The organism is Sorangium sp. So ce1153 (assembly GCF_051521595.1).
Classification (GTDB): domain Bacteria; phylum Myxococcota_A; class Polyangia; order Polyangiales; family Polyangiaceae; genus Sorangium.
Map to the genome: position 1 here is coordinate 4538861 of NZ_CP150361.1, position 20872 is coordinate 4559732.

The window sequence follows — 20872 nt, forward strand, 5'->3', positions numbered from 1 at the left end:
GTGGAGGACAGGAATCAGACGCCCTCTACCCCCGCGATGGATGTGGGGTGAGCGCCCGGCGCGCGCCGGACGTTCCGGCCAGGCATAACGACGTGGCTCGATGCGTCAACGCGCCTGGCACGATCCTGTCGATAGACCGTAAGCGCCCAGCCATCGCCATGGGCGCGACCCCTTGCGGCTCTCGCCGGGGTCGACGATGCTCGGCGGGGGGCGGCGCCTGCCCGAGGCCTGCGCGGACGCGGGCGGACACGACAGGGGGGCGAGGTGCTCGCCCCCGGCACGAAGATTGAGCTCCGCGCCATTCAGGACGCGTCGGCGTCGCCAGCGGCCGGAGCCGCGAGCGACGCTCGCGCCCACGCGTCGGGCAGCAGCTCGTCCAGTCGTTCGCGCGACCAGCCCGCCTGCAGCGTGCCGATCACGTCCGTCGCCCAGGCGAGCGGGTTGACTCCGTGCACCCGGCACGAGCCAAATACCGTGTAGCCGACGGCGAGGCGTTCAGCTCCCTTGTCCGAGCCTGCGAACAAGTAGTTTTTTCTTCCGAGCGCCACACATCTTATCCGCCGTTCGACTTCGCCGTTGTCGATCTCGAAGCGCCCATCCGTGAAGCAGCGCCGCCACGCTGCCTCCTGGTTGATGGCGTACTGCGTGGCGACGTAAAGCGGCGTACTTGGCACGAGCCGCATGTGCAGATCGTGAATCCACTGGTAGAGCTCCTCGACCACGGGGAGCGACAGCTCCTGCCGGCGCGCCAGGCGTGCCTCCGCGGACAGCGCCTCAACTTTACATGCCGCTTCGATGCGGTAGATGGCCTTGAAGTACGCAAGCGCGACAGCGGCTCGCGCATCGCCACCCTTCGCCGCCTTCTCGAACTTCGCGCGGATGTGCATCCCACAGCCGAGCCGGCGCTCCTCGGGCACGATCACCTCGCCACCGTCGTCTCCGCGCAACATCGCGCCGTACCCTGCGTAGCCATCGCCCTGCAGGTAGCCCGTGAAGCCCTGCAGCAGCGCAGCCGGATGCTTCGCTCTCCAGTCCGGTGCGTACAGGAACGCGACGAGCTCGGCTCCGACGAAGGCCCAGATATGACCTCTCTTCACCCCCGCTGGATGATCCTGATCCAGCACGCGCATCCCGGTGTCATCGGCGCGCAGGTAGCACGAGCCCAGCACGCGCTCCTGGATCCTCTTGGCCACAGGGGCAAGCACATCGAGCGCGAACGCCGACCACTCGCCCAGCGTCGACGGCGACAGCGACACGCCGAAGCGAGCGTACTGCTGCGCCTGCCGGTAGAGCGGCATCGCGTCCTCGAACTTCTCGACGATGATGCTCGCGAGCAGCCCCGGTCCCGGGCGACCCCGATCCCTCACCTTCTCGCTGTCCGCCGTCGTAACCCCCTGCTCGGGGCAGCGCGGACAGGCGAGCTTCTCCCTCTGTTCCTCGATGACCCGGAACTGCGCAGGGACGAACTCGAGAACTTCGCTCGTACGATGACCGATGCACTTCTTGTCCGCGCCGCACTGCGGGCACTTCCGCTCGGCTTCCGGAACGGGCACAACGCGCGTCTCGCGCGGCAGGTGTGCGGGAAGCGGCGAGCGCCCACGCCGTCCTTGCGGCGGCTTCGGCGGCTCAGGAGGTTGCGGCACCAGCCCTTGGTCCGGCTGCGCAGGAGCCTCCGCGCCGGGCTCTGACGAGGGCGCGGAGTCAGCGGACCCCTGCGGCACCTCGGCGCCGAGCTCGGCGAACAGCAGCATCAGCTGCTCGGTAGAGACCTTCTGGCTCTTGCGGCCGTACAGCTCGCGCAGCGCGCTGGCGAGCCTCGCCGACAGCGCGGTGTTCTTGTCGCGCAGCTGGACCAGAAGCCCGAGCACCAGCTCGATGAGCGCCGGGACCTGCCCATCGGCCGCGAGCTGCTCGAGCTTGCGCCGCACATCTGCCAGGTCGGCGGGGAGCTGTGCTTGGGACGGAGGGGGACTGGTCACGTGGCGCGCTGGATATCTATCCCGCGCGCATCCATCAAGCGTTGCTTCGACGCGTCGAGGTTTCTCACGCCGGGCCTCCAGCGCTTGCGCCGTACGGCCTGCGACAGGTCGAGCCCTTCGAGCATCAGCGACAGCTCCGCCGCCTCGACCTCGACGTGGGTCGCTCCCTTGGGCAGGTCGCGGGCGAGGTGGAATCGGCCGCGAGCGAGTTTTTTGGCAAATATGCAGTATCCGGTACGATCCCAGAACAACACACGAGCCTGGTCGCCTCGCCGATTCCTGAACACGAACAGATGCCCGCAGAGCGGGTCGGCTCCGAAGCGCTGAGCGACCAGCGCCGACAGACCATCAAAGCTCTTGCGCAGGTCGGTAGGCTCGGCCGCGACGTACACGCGCACCGACGGCGGCAGCGTCAGCACGGCATCTCCTCGGCGGCGAGCGCCAGCACGCGCTCAAGGGTGGCCGGGTCGAAGCCCGGCCGAACGCGAACCACCCGCCCATTGGGCAGCGCGATCTCGATCGGCTCCACGACGACCGGCGATACGTCGGCCACCACGTGCACCGGCAGGAAGCGCGGCGGCTCCGTCGCCGACGACGGCGGGGGCTGCGGGGGCCCGTCAGCCCGCAGCTTCCAGCGCCACCAGTACAGCTGCTTCGGCTTGTACCCCTCGCGGCGCGCGAACTTCTCGGCACTCAGCCCGCTCCGCTCCCATCGCGCCACCCTCTCGGCCCACTCCACCCTCGTCGCCATCGCTTCCTCCTTCGTCGCGATGGGAACAGGTAGCCGGCCTCCCACGGATGGTCACGATGCCCTTGGCTGGGCGCTTACGATAGACCGCCGGACGTCGTGATCTTGCGCCTGGGCAGCGCGGCTGCCCTGCCAAGAGCGGTTCCGGTCCCGGAGGGTAAGCTCAGCCAGCCCATCCAGACCGTTTGCGGTATCCCAGGGCAGCGCGGCAGGTAGTGAGGGAGGTACCTCAGTCGCCCGTGAAATTCCCTCACTTCCGGGCGCGCAAAATCCCTCACTTACACCGCGCCCCGCTTCCCGGGATGACTGAATCAGACATCGCCGGCTCGCATCGGGGGCTCCTGTACGCTGCCCCCTGCTTCCGGGGTCCCCCTGCCTCGTGAACCGGGCCCGCAGCATGGCGGCTCCGAGGTCGACCCTTCCCCACGGCCGTTGTCACAGCGGCCAGGTACGACCAAAGCCTACATACGCCGCCACCGAAGCCGGCCCATGAGCAGGCGGGCGGGCGCGTGCCATGCCTGCCCGCTCATCGCCATCCCCATCCGTGCGGCTTCCGATCATGGAGATCGCCTTTGCCGGATGTGGACAACAGCGAAAAACATCGATCCTAGCAACATATCCGCAAAACGTACCGAATCGCTAGTTAAAGGACACGCAACGGTTCTCAAGAACGTAGGGACCTATGATTCGATGAGGCTCATCGGGCAACAACAAAATTTTCACTTGCCTGGCCACGCCACTTCGACAACTTAGGCATACAGGACGCCGAGTACCCGCTACGGAATCTCACGAGGACAGTAGCGTTGATGGTTAAATTATCATTCATGTGTCCCACTCGACCTCGAATACTAATGGCGCACCTGGTAAGATCATGAACATCCTGAAGATCTTGAGCATCTGAGCGATACGAATCATATATAGCGTTAAATTTTATAAGTCTACGTCTACTTGCGGCCAGCGCCACCTTATCCATGGGAGGGTTATAAGAAACGCTGTCACCATTCTTAAACCATACTTCCACTTTCAAAAATAGTTGGTTTGTTTCTGTTTCTGGGAACACAAATTCATCAATGCGTATAGCAAGATGACCATGTTTAACGTTGCTGTCATCGTCGTCAACGTTTGCGTCCCAAACCGACCAGCCTTCGACGTCGGCGTCCATAAACGGTAAGATTCCGCCGTCGGCGGTCTCATCGTCATACAAATTATGCTGTGTCGCCGCCTCCGAAGTAGCTGAGCAGTTGTGAGCGGTTCGCGATATATAGAACCGATGAGACCTGGGAAGTCGCCCGAGAACATTACCCAGGCACCACTGATCGGTTTCTGGATCTTTGATCAGAACCTGCGCCTTCTCTAGCGAGATTCTTCTTAGCTTCGGACAGTCTAGTTCAAAGTAACCCTGGTCGTTGGTATTTGTTCCGCACGGTGTGCCAGTAAGTAGAACGCTGGCTCGCGTCACCGGTTTATGTGTTTCGCGCTCTAGAACATGTCCCGCAATTGGAGGCTCGCTTAGGAATGTGACGACACCGGTGCCTATGGCTCCCAATGTTCCCGCGGCGCATGCGCCTACCACAAAGGTCATCCGCTTTCTTGAGCTGCTTCTTATAGAGGCGCGTTGGGTCGAAAGGCGAATGACAGCATCTGAGCCATCGACGGCTTTCGCTGTCCCATCAGAATGCGGCTTGGAATCGTCTTCGCTCGGAGGAGCAACCGCTGCCTCGTCCGAGCGCTTTAAGGGACTTGGCCTGCCCCGTCCCTCGGTTCCAATGGTCTGTCCAGCAAGAAATGCTTGGCGAATCTCGCCGCAGCCGCTGCGGCATACTCGTGCCAGCCGTCACCCTTACTCAAGCTCGCGTCATCGCAGATGCCCCGGATGTCCAGATGACGCACTCGTTCAAAACTCTGCCAGACAGCTCGGCTGAAGCCGTAACCCTCCATCTCGATGGCCAGGATCTTCCGGTGTCCAGAGGCGATCTCGTCGCGCGCCGCTGCATCGGCGATCACCTCCTCCCCCGAGGCAATAACCCCCAGGTGAACCTTCGACCCCCTTCGCTCTCGATCGGGTCTCGCGGTGGGCACAGTTCCGCCCCACTTCATCATCCCGGTGAAGTGTTTTAGTAGAGCCGCATCGGCCGGGATCATCTCTGGCTGCGGTGTGGTTCTCTCCGGCGTGACCTTGCCGTGCTCGTAGTACCAGACGCTCTTCCCCACCACGATATCGCCGAGCTTTACCTTCTCGGCCTGCGTAGAGCCGGCGATCCCGACCAAGAGGGCGGCGCGCGGCTTCCAGTGGCGGATCACGTCCGATGCGAGGAGCGCAGCCTCGACCTGACCCATGTCCACCGGCTGGGCGACCACGATTTCATAGGCCCCTCCCTGCTTCAACGCGAGGCGACCCCGCCAGTACCACCGGTCGTCTTTCTTGGCCCGATTCTCATCGGTCAGACCGAACGCGGCGCAGACGGCCTCACGCTCGACCTCGATGGCGGTGAGGATGGCGAAATCGATGGGCCCATCTGTAGGAGGCGGAGTGGTCATGGAGGTGTGCAGGTAGAGGCTACGCCCACCTCCCGCGGGGGATCAAGCCGGCCGGGCGCCGTAGGGAACGCAACCGGGAGCCCTCGCGGGTCGACCCATCAGCCAAAGGTATAGAACGCACTAGAAAATTGCGCCCAGGACGCACTCGCCAACTCAACACGATTATGTCCGCGCTGTCTCACCTGACTAAAAAGGACGCACCTCGAATGATCGAGCGAGGCTCACACGGTAGGGTTCTTCCGGGTTCAAGCTGAGGCGGGGCTCGGCCATGCGTACGCGGAGCACGCCAAACGCAGCGTTTTGTGTAGTATCTGCGCATGGCTGGCAAGCGGGACGAGTTGGCTACGCGCCATGACAAGCGTGACCTATCCGCCTTCTCACTCTTCTGGACGAGCTTTAAGGAGATCAAGGGATTGGTTACATTCGCGATCTCCCTAATTATGAGCATCATTCTCAAGCAGTTTGTAGACGTGTCACTTCCTCTGTGGATCGTGGCGATATTAGCAACCCCGCTGGCCCTTATTATTATAGCGTTAACCGACGCCTTAATGAAGGCTGTATCCATTGCAAAGGTACCCAGCAAGATCACCGTCGTTGAATGCATGAAGGCGAGCGGTCCATACGCAGAGGCTCACGCCCTCATCATCCTCAAAGCTCCCGATGGTCTTCCTCCTGATGCGACCGTGACATTCTTCTGCCTGCGTGGTGAATGGCAGGAGCACATTGGCATCGGGACGGTTCGTCACCAACAAGACCATGAAACGTACCAGGTGACAATAGATCATTTGTATGAGGGAGTCGATGTGACGCGTCTGTTCGACAGGAACAGGACTCCACTGACGTCTATTTCGGCGCAGTTGGAATTTTCGCTCAGTAAGGCCAGCCGAGCGAAAGCGCCCGTGATGAAGGGCCAAGCGGATATAGTCGCGGCCTCTGTCGCTTCAGGTGTCGTCGTCCCTGCCGTGAGTCCAAACCCGGCACTCTCGCAGGAAACGACCAATACGACTCAGAAGGTGGAGAAATGATCTATCTTCTCCGTGTATGGCCCAATGCGACCCTGACCAATGAGCTCGTTGAACAAAAGCTCAATGAAGAACAAGACTGGATTCGCTTCGACGAGATGACGTGGCTCGTTCAAAGTAACCGTTCGGCAGAGTTGCTCGCCCAGAAGCTTCGCCCAGTCTTAAAGAAAAGTGGGATGCATTTGATCATTGCTGTCGACGGGCATAATACGCAGGGCTTGATGACACAGAATTTTTGGGAATGGATCAATAATCGCGCGTGACCGCTGGCCCGAGAGAGCACTGCATCACAACTCACACGGCTGAACCCACTGGGCCAAGGCATAGGAATGTCTATCATGACATCGTTGCGCCGTACTTTCGGCCGAAGCGCTAAATTGCTCCTTGTTCACTTCGGCTTCCGGTCGCATCTATGTTCGAGGACGCTGCATAGTATCTTCTCCAGTCCGGTGAGACCCAAAAACGGGACTCAAGATAGCGCTCCAACACCGTCTCAATAAGCTGAAGGAACCCACCGAGTGCATCCTCGTTTTCGCCCATGACAATCAGCTCAGATCCATCGTGCTCAAATCCGCCTCTGTTCTTGGCGACTGTATAACGACCAAGTACGCAAACTGCATCGACCATAGGATGGCAAAGTTCATTCGCTGCGGCATTCAAGGTGATACCATCGAATGCAAACACGCAGTTTATGACTTCTGGTATGCTCACGTGGGCGCATAGAGGACTCAATCCGTCGCGAAAGATCTTCTGCGTCTCGTCCCAGTTTGGAGCGTCAGGACCCTTTGCCCTGAGCACCTGGTTGGGGCTGTAACATCGCCTAAGCGAAGATAGTTGTTTATTTCCGCGTCGCAACGTCTCCTTTAGATGCTCAGTTTCTAATCGAGATTTTATCTCGATCGTCATCACCACGGACTCAACCCTTACCACTTTCCTTCCGGCCTCCGACAGCACACAGGATGCCGTACGATGATCAAATATAACGGCATCGTATTCTCCTGTGGTATTGTCGAAGCTGTCGATAACTTCGGCCTTAACAACGTCGAAGGCCGATCCGATTCGCTCGCTTAACATGCCGCGGACGAGATCTTCCCGATGATCCCCCTTCCCCGTAGGATGATCAAAGGCCGACACTGCCGCTGCACGCATCTTGTCTGATTCTATTCTGATGATCTCACGATAGGGACGAGCCATGGGTATCCTTTATTATGAATTCGCTGGTAGAGTCCACCCGTCCCGAATCGCCAGCATGCGGTTGCTTCAGATGAATCGCAGGTCGGCGCTGGTCGGCTTGATCGCCGACCTTGCAGCATCCCTAAAAGAACGTCAAGCTGCGCGAAGTTACCTCACACGAGCCTGAGCCAGCCCCGTCCGCCCGGCAGCTCCCGGGCCGGTCCCTCCGGCTGCCGAACCGCGAGAGGCTTCGGCGTCGGCTTCCCGCCCTCGGGCTCGTTCAAGATCGCCTCCATGAACTCGTCCAGGCTCCAGATGTGATCTGTGATCCCTGCTTGCATGGCCGGAGTCACACGAAGCGTTTTGACAACGTGGCAGAAATTATAGTGACAGTAGGCAAGTGCCACTGCTGCCTTGTGATTTTCTATCTTCTTTGAGAACGCGAGGCACAGCCGCCGAATCCGGCCAATCTGATGACGCATCGTGAGGTTTTGGCGCTCAACGTACGACGTTGAGGCTTTTTCAAGATCTGGGGCTCCGTAGATGACCTTCTTGGTGATAAACGGATCACGAGGCGGTTCGTATCGGTGGTCGTCCCGGCGCCCCTGTTGTGTGTAATTTTTCTTACATTGCGCATAATCGATCGAGGCCCCGAAATTTGCACCGATCGCACTGACGTACGGAGCGAACCCATCAGATGTCATGGCGGGCATCACCACAAGACGTGAACGCAGGTCTTTGATGAACGCCTGAGTGCTCGCTTCGTCGCGCTTTCCTACGTAAACTGAGATCGCAAGGCGACTGTTAACATCGAGCGCCACGAAAGTGTATGCCTCTCCTGTGCCAGGTGGATCGTTCTCGTTGACGCGAGCTTGCTTTTTGCCAACGTACGACCAGATCTCGTCGACCTGAATCGCGGAGCATCGCAGGTCCCGAACCACTCGATCATGAAGCCGCTGAGCACCCGCACCACATTGAAGGGCGAAGCGTCGAATAGTTTTGTGGCTTACCGATGTCATCCGCTCGGTCGCCCTCTCGCTATTGCCGTCAACGAGAGCAGCACAAACTGCTAAGCGCTTTTCGTGTGACAAGATGTACGCCAACGTAGGTCTTGCCTTTCTCCGGCTGGTAGCCCACGATCGCGATGCGGGACGCTCGCGCGGGCAACCGCCGGGAGTTCTGAGGGCCCCGCCCTCGGGTTCCAGCCGAGGGCGGGGCTTTTTGGTACCGGTCGTTCACCGGTGGCCCTAGTGTGGCCACACTAGGGCCACGTGTCAAGGGTTGCCTGTGGCCCTAGTGTGGCTACACTAGGGCCGATGAGACCCACGACAAAGACGAAGGGGGTACCGAGGGCGGGGCCCTCGGACCCCCCTCAACCTGCACAAGACGCGCCCCAAATCCGCCGGAAGCCCGACGAGCAAAGGAAGGAAGCCGTCATCAAGATCAGGGTCACGGAGGAACAGAAGCGGACCCTGACTGAGGCCGCCGACCGCGAGGGGCTCGACGTCTCGGCCTGGCTACGGCGGTTGGGTCTGCGAGAAGCTAGCGCCTCGCCCGGGGGGGGCGACCCGTCCGCCAATGCTCCCGAATAGTAACGGGGCAGGTCGGCGGCACACGCTGGAGCAACGGGCGAGGAGATACAGGCGTGGGCTTCCCAATGGGACTATTTTTCATCATGGTTCTTTTGCGGAACAATCAGGACGCCATGACATGAAGCCTCATAAGCCCTCTCACTGGCGGTGTAGAGGACTGTGGGCGTGTCATGGCGCCCGGTGACGATCGATCCGAGACGAATGGGGATCGTCACCGCGTCGCGTATGCGACCGACGACCATGGGAGTTTCGACCTCCCATGGTCGTCGCCTTTCACGGGCCCGAAAGGGAGCCCGTAACAGGCAACGCGACGCTGAGCTGGTTTTAGAGGGTCGGCTAGTCCGACCGCGCAGGACTGTCTATCCCCATGTCCGGCAACGCGCAACCAACGCGGTACCACGAAATATCTACTTAGAAATAACACTCGGAACTTTTGCCTGCTGTCGATCGGTCGATTTTGCGAGCAGGCTGGCTCGGTACGAGTTCTTCTAAACGTAAGCGCTGCATGAAGCGCCGTCGGCCCCAACCTCGGGCAGCTGGTGCAGGATGGGGGCGATGGAACCGGCTCGGTCAGCTCGTCGCGCGCTGCTCTTCCGCGGGAAGCGGAGGCGGGACGGTGATCGGCCCGAGGGCGAGGTTCATCTCGTCGTCGACGAGCCGGGCGCGGGTGCGCGCCCAGTACCTGGGGGCGAGCTCGAGGTAGCGCTCCCGCGGCCAGTAGGGCATCGCGCGAATGACGTCGGCCAGGTAGGCCTCCGGGTCGAGCCCGTGCAGCTTGCAGCTCGCCACGAGCGAGAAGAGGTTGGCCGCGGCGGAGGCGTGGTCGTCGCTGCCGAAGAAGAGCCAGGACTTTCTCGCAACCGCAATGGATCGCAGCGCTCGCTCGCTGGCGTTGTTCTCCAGGCGCAGGCGACCGTCGTCGAGGAAGCGCCGCAAGGGCTGCTCTTGATGGAGGGCGTAGCCGAGCGCGGTGGAGACCAGGCCGCGCTCGCGGGGACGAGCGTGCTCGGCCCTGGCCCAGGCAAAGAACGCGTCCACCAGAGGGCGGACGACGACATCGCGACGCACCTTGCGCTGCGCGGGCGGCAGGTCCGCCAGCGCGCGATCGGCAGCGAAGATGACGTTGATGCGCCGCAGCCCCTCGACACCGAGCTCGTGCTTGCAGACCGCCGCCTCCCAGAAGTTGGTACGGCAATGCGACCAGCATCCGACTTCGGTCGGGGGCGGACCGCGCTTCTCGTCGGCAGCAGCGCCTCTTGGTGGTGTGCCGCGGAAGAGGGCGTCATAGATGGCGTGAGCGTCAGCTTGAATATACCGAGAGAAGCCGCGGAACATATCGCAGACCGCAGCGCTGGTATGCTTGGGCTGGTACTCGAAGAAGACGTGATCCTTGTCCGCGAGGACGACGAAGAAGTGTGCCTTGCGGCACGGCCCGGGCTTCTTGTCCTTGCGCTCCTGGATGGGCCCAGGCTGGATGGAGACCCCGGTGGCGTCCGTGGACAGGCAGAAGGCGGTCTCGAAGGCCTCTTTGCGCGCGGCCTCGACGATGGCGCCCAGGGACGCACCGACGTCTTCGGCGTAGCGGCACATCGTGCCGCGATCGAGCGACGCGCCCTGAAGCTCCAGCTGCTGCTCCAGTCGATAGAATGGCACACCGAGCAGGTACTTGCTGGTGAGGATGTGCGCAATCATCGACGGCGCGAGGAACGACCGCCGGAACAGCTCCTTCGGAAGCGGCGTCGTGATGAAGACCGTGCAGGTCTCGCCCTTCGGCGCCGGCGGCGGCGCATCGAGCGAGGGCGCGTCGAGCGCTGTGGAGGAAGCGCTCGGCTCGCCGGCCGCTGCCGCGTCCTCCGGGCTGACGCTCGCAGCGGGCGTCGGCGTCAGGGCTTCTCTCGCGACGACCTGGAGCGGGGCCGCTTCCCCCTCGCCAGAGCTGCTCGCATCCGTGACGGACCGCTCGGCCTTGTACACGACGCGTGCGAGCACGATGCGGCGCATTCCGCCGCGCTCGTAGCCGAGTCGCGAGGTCTCCTCGACCCCGATGCGCGTCGCCGTCGCATCGAGCTCGGGGCAGGAGAGCTCGATGCGGACGACGGGCAGGTCGGACTCGGACAGATCGCGACGTCCCTTGCCGCCGGACCTTCGTTTCGGCCCCTTGGGGTCGTCGTGCTGCCGCTCGTCGCCCGTGTTGCGCTCGACGGCGTCGAGTGCCTTCTCGAGGCGCTGGACCTCGAGGAACATCGAGTCGAACGCCAGCTGCTCCGCGCTCACCTCGGCGCGCTCCGCCTTGGCCACGAACAGTCGACGTCGCAGAAGCTGCAGCTGCTCGAGCGCACGGGTGTAGGCGCGCCGAAGCTGCGCGAGCGCATCGCGCGCTCCCACGAGCTCGCTCTTTGCCGCGGCGAGATCCGCTTCGAGCTGCGCGATGCGCTGCTGCTCGGCCGAGAGCGTCGGCTTGGCGGCGGCGTCGTGCACGACGCCGCTCTACGTAAGCCGCGCGTACTTGTCGAGCGAATTCGTGCGGCTCAGTGGACGCGGCGCGGTGCGCGCCTTCGCGGTTTGGACGTGGGCGCGATCTCGATGCCGTCGAGCAGCGTCTCGAGCGTGGCGTCGTCCACCTCGACGTGCGTGGCGCCCTCGGTCGGGGGGTCGGGAAGTGCGAACGCTCCGCGATCAAGGCGTTTTGAAAACAGGCAGATTCCACTGCCATCGAAGAAGAGAATCTTGATCGTGGTCCGCCGCTTGCCGACGAACGCGAACAGCGCTCCGCAGCGCGCCTCGTACCCCACACGCTCACGGATGAGACCCGAAAGCCGCTCGAAGCCGTAGCGCATGTCCACCGGCTCCAGCGCGACGAACACCTGCACGCCCGCCGGAATCATCGCGCCGCTCCGCCGAGGGCACGGACCACCTCCGCCAGCAGCGCGGGGTCGAACCCTGCGGCGACGCGCACCCGCGCGCCCCCGACCTCGACGACGAGCTCCGCAGCGCTGCTCGTCACGGCGGGCGCCTTCGGCACCAGGCGAAGAAAGCGCGGTGGCTCGGCCCGCGACAGCCGGCTCGACCAGCCGTGCAGCGTCGAGGCCGCAAATCCGCGGCTTCGAGCGAACTCCTCCGCCGTTTCACCACTCTCGCGCCATGCCCGAACGCGCTCGGACCACATCACTTCGGTCGCCTTCGTCCTTGTCATGCACGCCATCATGAACTGGACAGCGCGGCCGGGGTGAGACGGCGCTTCGCGCAGCGCTTACTTCTAAACGTCAAGAGGGAATCTTGACCGGCGAGCGGGCCGGATCTAGTCCCTCGCCTTCCGCGGTCGTCCTCTCCTTCGTGGAGCTGCTGGAGCTGCCGGCTCTTGAAAGAACTCGGCCACCCTAACGCCGATCGCGTTGGCGATCTTCGTAAGCGTACGCAGGGTTACATTTTGTAGGCCGTGCTCAATGCGCTGAACATTTGACACGGTAGTGCCGAGCGCCTCGGCTACTTCGTTCTGCGTTCGTCCGGCCCCCGCGCGTAACTCGGCGATGCGGCGTCCTACGGTCGCGATGACGAGCTCCGGGTCCTCGGGCTGCACGCCCGTGGTTCGGACCCGGTTGCATCGCCGTTAAAACCCTCATATGTGATTTATGTCCCACGGAGGCACACATGAGGCTGAGGGTTCAGGTCATGGGGGCGCTCGTTCTGGCGAGCGTACTCGGCGCTGGTGGATGTAAGGATGAGGCGGATCCGGAGTACACCCGCTGCTTAGCCATGGAGCAAAAGGGAGAGCTTGTCTTAGCGGCGCGAGCGTGCGAGGCAGCGATTAGAGCGGATCCGCATTCCAAGTCCGGCGTGGCAGCAGCAGCCAAGTTAAAGGGCATGCAACCCGCGCTGGACGCGCAACGAGCAGCAGATCGCCGGGCCTATGAGGATAGTCAGCCGTCTGACGACGGTGCCCGAGCCGCCAAAGCGGCTTCCCTCAAGAGCAAAGTTCGCGTCAAATCGTGGGGGGCAGAGCCCGACGCCGAATGCAGCGGCATGGGGCTGCCGCCTTTTCGTAAGAGCTACGAGGGAGGTACCTTCGAGGAGGACGAGCTGGTTGCAGAAGCGGACGGTTGCGCTCACCTGTTCCAGCGGCGGAACAACATGAACGACTCCGTTTTCTGCTGTCCTCGATGACTCGATGACCGGGGCAGGTCTATCTCTTGAAAACGGAGGCGTACCTGCCGCTCGGGCAGACGATCACGTGATCTTTCAACTCGATGCCGATGAGGTGCGCCCGGTGCTCGATCTCGTTCGTCAGCTCGACGTCATCGTCCGAGGGCGTGGGATCGCCGGACGGGTGGTTGTGAACCATGACAAAATTGACCGCGCCGAGCTCCAGAGCGACCCGAAGAACATCAGCAGGACGTACCCACGTCCCGTGGAGACCCCCACGAGAGACGAGGCTAACCCCACGCACACCGTTTCTGGCGTCTAGAGCTCCGATCCACAGTTCTTCGTGTACCTGCATGGTTGTTAGTAGCCACCGCGATCCGCAGATTTCTGCCCCTCACCTCGTGACGCCTGGGGGCGAGCGCGGGCGGCCGGGAAGTTCGCCAGCGCGAGGCGCGGCGGTAGAGATCGCGCCCAAGCGGCGCGCCGAAAAGAAGAAGGCCCTGGGTAGCGACCAGGGCCTTCCGGGGATCGGCGACAGACCGATGTCCGGCCTGTCTCGCACGACCCAGGCAGCGAGGGCAACTTCCCGGCGCGCTGGTCCGGGGACTCGTGCAAGACAGCTTCCGGCTCGCGCGCTGCGGGCTCTGCGCCGCGATCTTCTTTGTCTGCGGCCGGTGTGATCGAGGGCAGCTCTACTGCGGCAGCGCCTGCCGCGACGCGGCTCGCCACCGGGCGCAACGCGCGGCTCGGCTGCGGCACCAGCGCTCCCACGAGGGGCGCCTCGATCACCGTGATCGCCAGCGGGCCTACCGCGCCCGACAGGGCCGGCGCGTGATGGATAGGGGTTCCGACAACTTGCCCGCATCCGCCAGCGTGTGCCCGCGGACCGGCGCGCCGACGTCGAAGGACGACGTGGCCGCCGCCGGCCCGCAGGAGTCGATGGATGGACGAGCTCGTGATGACGATCTCCGCGACGCCGCAGGAGACGCGGGTGCTGCTGACGCAGGGGCCCGACGAGGTGATGAAGGCCCGGCTGCGATCGGTGGCCACGCCGGCGCATCGGTTTGCCGGGCCAATGCTGTGCGAGTCGATGGCGCTCTGGCACGACCAGAGGGTCCGTGCTGTCGTTTCTGCGGAGTCCGAGGACATCTTGTTCGCGCTGGGGTTGTGCGACGGCCTCGGCGTCGCGCGCGCGACGCTACACTACGTCGTCGAGCCTCTCTTCATGGACGCCCCGCCCCGCCGCGGGCAACGCCTGCCGGGACTCGGTAACTTCCGTGGCGAGCATCGCCTTCGCAGGAGCCTCGGTCGATGACGATCGACGAGGCCAAGGAGGCGGAGATCCGCCGCCTGCACTTCGCCGAGCACTGGAAGATCGGCACCATCGCGACGCAGCTCGGCCTGCACCACGACGCGGTCGAGCGCGTGCTCGGCCTGGGTAAGGGGGCGCGCTCGCGGCCCGTCGTTCGCGGCGCGGAGGCCGCGGTGAGCGAGGTGCCTTTGCCGCTGCGCGGCTACGAGGCCTTCGTCCCCGAGACGCTGACACAGTATCCTCGGCTCCGCGCCACGCGCCTGTACGACATGCTGGTGGAGCGCGGCTATGAGGGCAGTGTGCGCACGGTACGACGGCATGTCCGGCTCGTGCGCCCGGCACCGAAGAGCGAGGTGTTCCTCCGCGTCGAGCCGCTCATCGCCGAGCAGGCTCAGGTCGATTGGGCCTATGTCGGCAAGCTGCGCGTCGCGGGCGGCACACGCCAGCTCTGGGCCTTCGTCATGGTCCTGTCGTACTCGCGCGCGATCTGGGGCGAGCTCGTGCTCGACCTGTCCGCGAGCTCGCTCCGCCGCTCTCTCGTGCGCGCGTGTCGCTACTTTGGCGGCGCGACGAGACAATGGCTCTTCGACAACCCCAAGACCGTTGTCCTCGAGCGCCACGGCGACGCCGTGCGCTTCCACCCGGACCTGCTCGCGCTCGCCGGTCAGCTCCGCGTCGCGCCGCGGCTCTGCGCCGTGCGCAAACCGCAGCAAAAGGGCAAGGTCGAGCGAGCGATCCGCTTCCTGCGCGACCGCTTCTTCGCCGCGCGCACGATTCGTGATCTCGACCGTGGCAACGCCGAGCTGCTCGTCTTCCTCGACGAGATCGCCAACGTGCGTCCGCACCCGCGATGGCCTGAGCGGCGCGTCGACCAGGTGCTCGCGGAGGAGAGGACGACGCTGCTCGCGCTGCCCGATCCGCTGCCGGAGACGGACCTCGTCGAGCCCGTGCCCGTCGACAAGACCGCCTTCGTGCACTTCGACGGAAACCGCTATTCGGCGCCGTCGATCCACCACGGCAAGACGCTGATGCTCGTCGCCAATGACACCACCGTGCGGCTCTCGGACGGCGGCACGGAGCTCGCGCGGCACGTGCGCTGCTGGGGACGACACCAGAGCATCGAGGCGCCCGAGCACCGTGCCGAGCTGCTCGACCACAAGCGCGCCGCGCGCGAGGCGAAGGGACGCGATCGGCTCGGCGTCGCGATCCCCGGCTTCGAGATCCTGCAAGAGCGCTGGGTGGAGGCCGGTCGCAACGTCGGCTTCATGACCGCCAAGGCCCTGCGCCTTCTCGACCTGTACGGCGTCGAGATCCTCGGCGCTGCGGCGCGCGAGGCTATCGCCCGCGGCACGCACGATCCCGGTGCCCTCGCCGTGCTCTGCGAGGAGCGCCGCCGCGCCGCCGATGCCCCTGTCCCCGTCGACATCGACCTCGGAGCCCATGTCCCCGATCGCGACGTGGTTCCCCATGACCTGGAGTCTTATGATGCCCAACGATGACGTCGCTGAGCTGGTTCGCTCCCTCGGCGTACGCGTGTCGCGCGAGGCGCTGCTCGCGCTGATCGCGCATGCCACCACGGCGCGCCTGTCGCCGGTGCAGACGTTCGAGGAGCTCGTCGCCATCGCCCACCGCGAGCGCGCCGAGCGCAATCTCGCCGCGCGCGCCAAGGCAGCGACCCTCGGCACCTTCAAGCCCCTCGAGCGCTTCGACTGGAACCACCCGCGCACGATCCAGCGTGAGCTCGTCGAGGAGCTCATGACCCTCGACTTCGTCGCCAAGGGGCACAACGTCCTGCTCCGGGGTCCGAGCGGCGTCGGCAAGACGATGCTCGCCCAGAACCTCGGCATGCTCGCGCTCCAGCGCGGTCACACCGTACGCTTCACGACGCTGTCGGCCGCCCTCGCGGATCTGCTCAAGCAGGAGTCGCTGCCGGCCCTTGAGCGACGGCTGCGGAAATACACCGCCCCGTCGCTGCTCATTCTGGACGAGATCGGCTATCTGCCGTGCAGCCGTCAGTCCGCCGATCTGCTCTACAACATCATCAGCCGCAGGCACGAGAGCCGATCGCTCGTGCTGACGACGAATCTGCCGTTCAAGCAGTGGAGCACGGTCTTTCCGGGCGCAGCGTGCGTCTCGGCGCTGATCGACCGCTTCGTCCAGCACTGCCACATCCTCGACATCGACGCCGACTCGTGGCGGCAGAAGGAGTCGCTGGCCATGAGCGAGGCGCGACCCAAGCCGAGACCGGAGACCGCCGAGCCGTCTGCCCCGGCAGCAGCGAAGAAGCGCTGACCCGGCCGACGCCACGTCAGATTCCCGCGGCGCCCGGGGTCAGGTTTCCGCGGGTGCCGCGGTCATTTTTCTGCGGACGCGAGGGTCACGTTTACGCGGATCTCCGTGGTTAGATTCCTGCGGATCTCCGAGGCCATCTACACATGGTGAACCGCGGAGCAAAGAACGTGGCAATGTCCTTGGGGGTGTTCAGCCGTTTTCGGCGCTGTCCCATGATCATTTGAAGACGGCGACCCAACTCGAAGGCCGCTGCCAACCGAGTAGCGTCCGGCAGGGCCATCTCTGCACGCTCGGCCAGAACATGGGGACTGAGCCGCGCAACCCCCAGCAATCCGTGTGCTGTAACGAGCTGCGTACCGATCCCTGGAACCCCCAAGACCATCTCGACGAGCTGCACCTCGGTGGCGGCGGTGATGTCGACGCTTGTGACGTCAGTCATGGCGCCTCCAAGGTTGTCCCACAATGTGGGCAACGGTCGGCCGCAGCGAGGCCACCGAGGAGCTGCTCCACGGTCGTCCCGGCAGCCTTGGCGGCGCGCAGGGCCAGACCATGGGTCGTGCTCGGGTGCGAGCCGTACACAAAATTAGTGATGGTCGTCTTCGGGACGCCCATCACCTCGGCGAGGCAGTCCCAAGAGCCGAACAGCCCCTTGATGTTTTTGAGGGCGGCTCGGAGGCGCATCGCCTCGGCATCGGTGAGGGCGGTGGAACGTGGACGGCGGCGCTTGGACGGGGCTTCGTCTTGGCCCACGTCCTCGGGACGTACTAGGGTGAGCATGTCGTACCTCGTGCGAGCGGGGTGCGGCCACGCTGCCCGGGGTGCTGGAACACCCGCGGGCAGCACTTACTTCGGGCCGAAACCTAGCCCTTCCGCGCGAGGTTGCGGGCAAACTCCCCCAGTTTTCTCCAAATTCCCTCACCACCGCGCGGCAGCCCCGCCCCGACCGTTTGCGGTGCCGGCAGCGCAGCGCGGCAGCCCTGCCCGGACCGTTTGCGGTGCCGCGAGGGCAGCGCGGCAGCCCTGCCCGGACCGTTTGCGGTGCCGCGAGGGCAGCGCGGCAGCCCTGCCCGGACCGTTTGCGGTGCCGCGAGGGCAGCGCGGCAGCTCCTCCCGGACCGTTTGCGGTGCCGCGAGGGCAGCGCGGCAGCCCTGCCCGGACCGTTTGCGGTGCCGCGAGGGCAGCGCGGCAGCCCCACCCGGACCGTTTGCGGTGCCGCGAGGGCAGCGCGGCAGCCCCACCCGGACCGTTTGCGGTGCCGCGAGGGCAGCGCGGCAGCCCCACCCGGACCGTTTGCGGTGCCGCGAGGGCAGCGCGGCAGCCCTGGACAGCCGGATCGCGCCCCGCAGGTCGAGCGCTCGCGACCGATCCGCGCTCGACGGGCTACGGCGCCTGCGCGCCATCCACCACGGCCGCGAACTCCGGATCGGTCAGGCTCTTCATGAAGGCCACGACATCCGCCTTCTCCTCTGGCGTGATGGTAAAACTTCTGATGAGCGAGCTCTTGTTCGGGTTCTCGCTGCCCACACCTGCGAACGGCCCGTCGTCGAGGGTCCTGCCTCCTGCGGCGTAGTGGTCGACGACCTCCTCCAGGGTGGCCACGCTCCCGTCGTGCATGTAGGGCGCCGTCAGCTCCACGTTGCGCAGCGAAGGAACGCGGTATTTCCCCTTGTCCGCCGGGTCGCCGGTGAACTCGAACAGCCCCTCTCCGCCGGGCGGATAACCCCCGTCCGGGTCGAGGTTGTACAGGCCGGTGTTGTGGAAATCCATCTCCTCCTGCTTCGTCTCGGCGCTCCGGAAGGCGGTCGTGAAGTTGATCCCGCTGTGGCAGTGATAGCACTCGAGCCGCTCGGAGAAGAAGAGATCCATGCCGCGCAACGCGGCCTCGGACATCGCGCCCGCCTCTCCGCCGTACGTAGTACGATCGTACGCGGAGCGCCCGGAGATGAGCGTCCTCTCGAACGTCGCGATCGCCTTCACGACGGTGTCGAGCGTGATCGGCTCGCTCTCGCCGGGGAACGCGGCGACGAACGCTGCCTTGTACGCATCGTCGCCGCGGAGCCGGCCGAGAACGACGTCCTCGGCGCCGGTGATCCCGAGCTCGACCGGGCTCTCGCCGAACATCGGGACGAGCGCCTGCTCCTCGAGCGACGACAGCGTGGGGTTGCCCCACGTGAGCAGCGGGAAGTAGGCGACGTTGGCCAGCCCCATCGCGTTGCGCGGAATCGCGTCCCCCGTCGAGCCGGTCGGGGTCACCTTGCCATCGGCGAGCCCCCTGTCGCGCTCATGACACGAGGCGCACGCCATGGTCCCGTTGCCCGAGAGGCGCTTGTCGAAGAACAGGGCGCGCCCGAGCGCGACCTTCTCCTCGGTCATCGGGTTGTCGGGCGGCACCCACGGCTTCGGGAAGCCGACGGGCAGGGCGAGCTCGTAGCTGTCGACAGGCGGAATCGCTTCCGTCTCGCCCGCACACGACGCCACCGCGAGCGCGAGGAGCGCCGCCGACGTGCTCGCGCGGGTCACTCCAGCAGAATGCGGCGTTGCTCGTTGTGACACAGGTTGCAAGCTCCGGAGATGGTTGGAAATGGCATGCTGTTGGTCCCCCCTCCGGCCGGTGCCCGCAGGAAGATGAACAGCTCCTGGTCCGGGAAGGGCAGCGACTCGGTCGTGAAGAAGTTCCCGTTCCCGTCGACGGCGAGCGAGAGCACGAGATCTCCTTCGCCTTGGGCGTCTGTGCGGAGCTCGACCGTTCCGCCTGGGACCGGCGTGCCCGACGGCGCGTACACCGTCCCGGCAGCGGTGAAGAGCCCCTTGCCAGGCCCATGGGGCTGGTGGCAGCCCATGCAGTTCAGCCCCATGTTGTGGCTGCGCGTCTCCGCAGCAGCGCTGATGTTGTCCACGTTGAGCGCCGGATCGCGCTGGAAGCCAGGGTCGCCCGGAAGGACCTCCGCGTCGCTCGGCTCGTCCATGTCCTCGTCGGAGGAGCCGCAGCCGGCAAGCGCACAGATCAAGAGCGGCGCGAGGAGACTGGCCGCTGGTCTATGAAGGTACATCTCACTCCACCCGGAACGCGGTTTGCGGAGCGGACGGGCTCGCGCCATCGAAGCCCATCCCGAGCGCCTTGAAGACAGGCGGGCACTCGGGATCGCCCTCGAAGGACATGCAGCCGGAGGTGCGATCCGTCATGCCGTCGACCTGGTGGTCGAGGTCGGACTCAGCATAGAAATTGGCGATGTCGAAGACGATGGTGCTCGACTCCGGGTCGACGCCGTCGATGCGTATATCGGCGACGTTGTCGGCGGCGCACGAAAAGCCTTCGTTGACGGTACCCTCGCATTTCGTACCTCCAAGGTGAAAGAAGTACGTCGGGTTCATCGTCGAGATGAGGTCGAGGCGGACGAACTTGTAGCCGCCCTTCCACGACCACCACATGCCGGGAATGTTCAGGGGCGCCGGGGCTGTCGCCGCGTCCAGGTGGTTCATCTCCGGGGGTAAACCCAGGTTGAACCTGATACCGGCGTAGTCGCCGGCCGGGGCGGTTCCCACGATCTCCGTCCTTGTCTCCGGGCTGCCGGTCTCGCATGAGCCCGTGCCGTCCTCGAAGTCGAGGAACGCGACCTTGTCGCGCTGCCAGATGCCGTCCTGCTCGAGCGAGAGCGGCTCCTCGGAACCGTCGTCGTGCACGAGCCGGACGTCATGGATGTACATGCGGAAATCGAGCGGCTTTACCGCCGATCGGGTCGTGCCGACTCCATCGAATGTGGTCGCGCAGGAGAATGGCTTTTCGCCGACCTTGGCGGCAAAGCTCAACGCAAACGTCTTCACGGCGACGTCCTCGTCGCTCCCGCTGCACCCGCTCAACGCCGCGAGACAGGCCACGCCCAGGAACGTGACACGAGCCATCGAAACAACCATCGGACAACCTTTCAAGCTACGAGGCCGCAGCGTCGTCACCACCGCGCCGGAGCGGATCACACCCTACTCGAAAGTTGGCTCTCCTGGGATGCATCAATTTGTCGCACCTCGCGGCCGTCCTCCAGGGGGGCGCCGGCGGCATCCATGAGAAGATGTGTCCCAA

23 protein-coding genes and 1 pseudogene are annotated in these 20872 nt (G+C 64.4%); 7 read left to right on the forward strand and 17 right to left on the reverse strand.

Annotated elements, in window-relative coordinates; genetic code table 11:
- Positions 1-302 precede the first annotated feature (302 nt).
- The 5 genes from tnpC (WME85_RS16200) to WME85_RS16220 all read right to left on the reverse strand — a co-directional run bounded on the left by tnpC (WME85_RS16200) (position 303) and on the right by WME85_RS16220 (position 5265).
- Positions 303-1979 carry an IS66 family transposase gene (gene tnpC, locus WME85_RS16200; RefSeq protein ID WP_437828959.1) on the reverse strand — a complete coding sequence of 559 codons (1677 nt, stop codon included), beginning with the start codon at positions 1977-1979 and terminating at the stop codon, positions 303-305.
- The gene (gene tnpB / locus WME85_RS16205) at positions 1976-2398 is read right to left on the reverse strand and encodes an IS66 family insertion sequence element accessory protein TnpB (protein ID WP_437828956.1); all 423 of its coding nucleotides are present in this window, start codon (positions 2396-2398) and stop codon (positions 1976-1978) included. The genes tnpC (WME85_RS16200) and tnpB (WME85_RS16205) overlap by 4 nt, the downstream gene beginning before the upstream one ends.
- Complete coding sequence (tnpA, locus tag WME85_RS16210) at positions 2392-2730, reverse strand: IS66 family insertion sequence element accessory protein TnpA (RefSeq protein ID WP_437828953.1); 339 nt, start codon at positions 2728-2730, stop codon at positions 2392-2394. Before tnpA (WME85_RS16210) ends, tnpB (WME85_RS16205) begins: the two co-directional genes overlap by 7 nt.
- A gap of 694 nt (positions 2731-3424) precedes the next feature.
- Entirely contained in the window at positions 3425-4309 is an 885-nt protein-coding gene (locus WME85_RS16215) for a hypothetical protein (protein ID WP_437839251.1), read from the reverse strand.
- A gap of 149 nt (positions 4310-4458) precedes the next feature.
- The gene (locus WME85_RS16220; RefSeq protein ID WP_437839253.1) at positions 4459-5265 is read right to left on the reverse strand and encodes a phosphorylase family protein; all 807 of its coding nucleotides are present in this window, start codon (positions 5263-5265) and stop codon (positions 4459-4461) included.
- 317 nt (positions 5266-5582) lie between these two features.
- On the opposite strand from WME85_RS16220, the gene WME85_RS16225 reads away from it, so the two are divergent.
- Together WME85_RS16225 and WME85_RS16230 are read left to right on the forward strand one after the other, a co-directional pair.
- A complete protein-coding gene (locus WME85_RS16225; protein WP_437839255.1) occupies positions 5583-6290 on the forward strand; it encodes a hypothetical protein in 708 nt (235 codons plus the stop codon).
- Entirely contained in the window at positions 6287-6550 is a 264-nt protein-coding gene (locus WME85_RS16230) for a hypothetical protein (RefSeq protein ID WP_437839257.1), read from the forward strand. Before WME85_RS16225 ends, WME85_RS16230 begins: the two co-directional genes overlap by 4 nt.
- Before the next feature lie 109 nt (positions 6551-6659).
- Here WME85_RS16230 and WME85_RS16235 read toward each other — a convergent pair whose 3' ends face one another.
- Both WME85_RS16235 and WME85_RS16240 read right to left on the reverse strand, forming a co-directional pair.
- Complete coding sequence (locus tag WME85_RS16235) at positions 6660-7481, reverse strand: DUF6602 domain-containing protein (RefSeq protein ID WP_437839259.1); 822 nt, start codon at positions 7479-7481, stop codon at positions 6660-6662.
- Between the two features lie 155 nt (positions 7482-7636).
- Positions 7637-8563, reverse strand: a pseudogene (locus WME85_RS16240) (IS1 family transposase); the annotation flags it as partial.
- Positions 8564-8776: 213 nt separating this feature from the next.
- Between WME85_RS16240 and WME85_RS16245 the strand changes: the two are divergent.
- The gene (locus WME85_RS16245; protein ID WP_437839261.1) at positions 8777-9052 is read left to right on the forward strand and encodes a plasmid mobilization protein; all 276 of its coding nucleotides are present in this window, start codon (positions 8777-8779) and stop codon (positions 9050-9052) included.
- A gap of 570 nt (positions 9053-9622) precedes the next feature.
- Here the strand turns inward: WME85_RS16245 and tnpC (WME85_RS16250) are convergent.
- From tnpC (WME85_RS16250) to WME85_RS16265, 4 genes are all read right to left on the reverse strand, one after another.
- On the reverse strand, positions 9623-11530 hold the full coding sequence (gene tnpC / locus WME85_RS16250; protein ID WP_437839263.1) for an IS66 family transposase: 1908 nt from the start codon (positions 11528-11530) through the stop codon (positions 9623-9625).
- Positions 11531-11580: 50 nt separating this feature from the next.
- Positions 11581-11937, reverse strand: coding sequence for an IS66 family insertion sequence element accessory protein TnpB (gene tnpB, locus WME85_RS16255; RefSeq protein ID WP_436617721.1), 357 nt, complete (start codon positions 11935-11937; stop codon positions 11581-11583).
- Positions 11934-12257, reverse strand: coding sequence for an IS66 family insertion sequence element accessory protein TnpA (tnpA, locus tag WME85_RS16260; RefSeq protein WP_436617722.1), 324 nt, complete (start codon positions 12255-12257; stop codon positions 11934-11936). The genes tnpB (WME85_RS16255) and tnpA (WME85_RS16260) overlap by 4 nt, the downstream gene beginning before the upstream one ends.
- 93 nt (positions 12258-12350) lie before the next feature.
- Entirely contained in the window at positions 12351-12629 is a 279-nt protein-coding gene (locus WME85_RS16265) for a helix-turn-helix domain-containing protein (RefSeq protein ID WP_437839265.1), read from the reverse strand.
- Positions 12630-12721: 92 nt separating this feature from the next.
- Here WME85_RS16265 and WME85_RS16270 point away from each other — a divergent pair, with 92 nt between their 5' ends.
- Positions 12722-13213, forward strand: a complete 492-nt coding sequence (locus WME85_RS16270) for a hypothetical protein (RefSeq protein WP_437839267.1) — start codon at positions 12722-12724, stop codon at positions 13211-13213.
- Between the two features lie 19 nt (positions 13214-13232).
- On the opposite strand, the gene WME85_RS16275 is transcribed toward WME85_RS16270, so the two are convergent.
- Positions 13233-13547 carry a JAB domain-containing protein gene (locus WME85_RS16275; protein ID WP_437839269.1) on the reverse strand — a complete coding sequence of 105 codons (315 nt, stop codon included), beginning with the start codon at positions 13545-13547 and terminating at the stop codon, positions 13233-13235.
- A 588-nt stretch (positions 13548-14135) separates the two neighbouring features.
- Here WME85_RS16275 and WME85_RS16280 point away from each other — a divergent pair.
- The 3 genes from WME85_RS16280 to istB are packed head-to-tail and all read left to right on the forward strand — an operon-like array spanning position 14136 to position 16796.
- Positions 14136-14507 carry a hypothetical protein gene (locus tag WME85_RS16280; RefSeq protein WP_437307435.1) on the forward strand — a complete coding sequence of 124 codons (372 nt, stop codon included), beginning with the start codon at positions 14136-14138 and terminating at the stop codon, positions 14505-14507.
- Complete coding sequence (istA, locus tag WME85_RS16285; RefSeq protein WP_437839271.1) at positions 14504-16003, forward strand: IS21 family transposase; 1500 nt, start codon at positions 14504-14506, stop codon at positions 16001-16003. Before WME85_RS16280 ends, istA begins: the two co-directional genes overlap by 4 nt.
- The gene (gene istB / locus WME85_RS16290) at positions 15972-16796 is read left to right on the forward strand and encodes an IS21-like element helper ATPase IstB (RefSeq protein ID WP_437839273.1); all 825 of its coding nucleotides are present in this window, start codon (positions 15972-15974) and stop codon (positions 16794-16796) included. The genes istA and istB overlap by 32 nt, the downstream gene beginning before the upstream one ends.
- Positions 16797-16905: 109 nt before the next feature.
- On the opposite strand, the gene WME85_RS16295 is transcribed toward istB, so the two are convergent.
- The 5 genes from WME85_RS16295 to WME85_RS16315 all read right to left on the reverse strand — a co-directional run bounded on the left by WME85_RS16295 (position 16906) and on the right by WME85_RS16315 (position 20751).
- Positions 16906-17235 carry a hypothetical protein gene (locus WME85_RS16295; RefSeq protein WP_437839275.1) on the reverse strand — a complete coding sequence of 110 codons (330 nt, stop codon included), beginning with the start codon at positions 17233-17235 and terminating at the stop codon, positions 16906-16908.
- A complete protein-coding gene (locus WME85_RS16300) occupies positions 17232-17573 on the reverse strand; it encodes a transcriptional regulator (RefSeq protein WP_437839277.1) in 342 nt (113 codons plus the stop codon). Before WME85_RS16300 ends, WME85_RS16295 begins: the two co-directional genes overlap by 4 nt.
- A gap of 604 nt (positions 17574-18177) precedes the next feature.
- Positions 18178-19317, reverse strand: a complete 1140-nt coding sequence (locus WME85_RS16305) for an MbnH family di-heme enzyme (RefSeq protein WP_437839279.1) — start codon at positions 19315-19317, stop codon at positions 18178-18180.
- A complete protein-coding gene (locus WME85_RS16310) occupies positions 19314-19763 on the reverse strand; it encodes a hypothetical protein (RefSeq protein WP_437839281.1) in 450 nt (149 codons plus the stop codon). Before WME85_RS16310 ends, WME85_RS16305 begins: the two co-directional genes overlap by 4 nt.
- 85 nt (positions 19764-19848) lie before the next feature.
- Positions 19849-20751 carry an MbnP family copper-binding protein gene (locus WME85_RS16315; protein WP_437839283.1) on the reverse strand — a complete coding sequence of 301 codons (903 nt, stop codon included), beginning with the start codon at positions 20749-20751 and terminating at the stop codon, positions 19849-19851.
- Between the last annotated feature and the right edge of the window lie 121 nt (positions 20752-20872).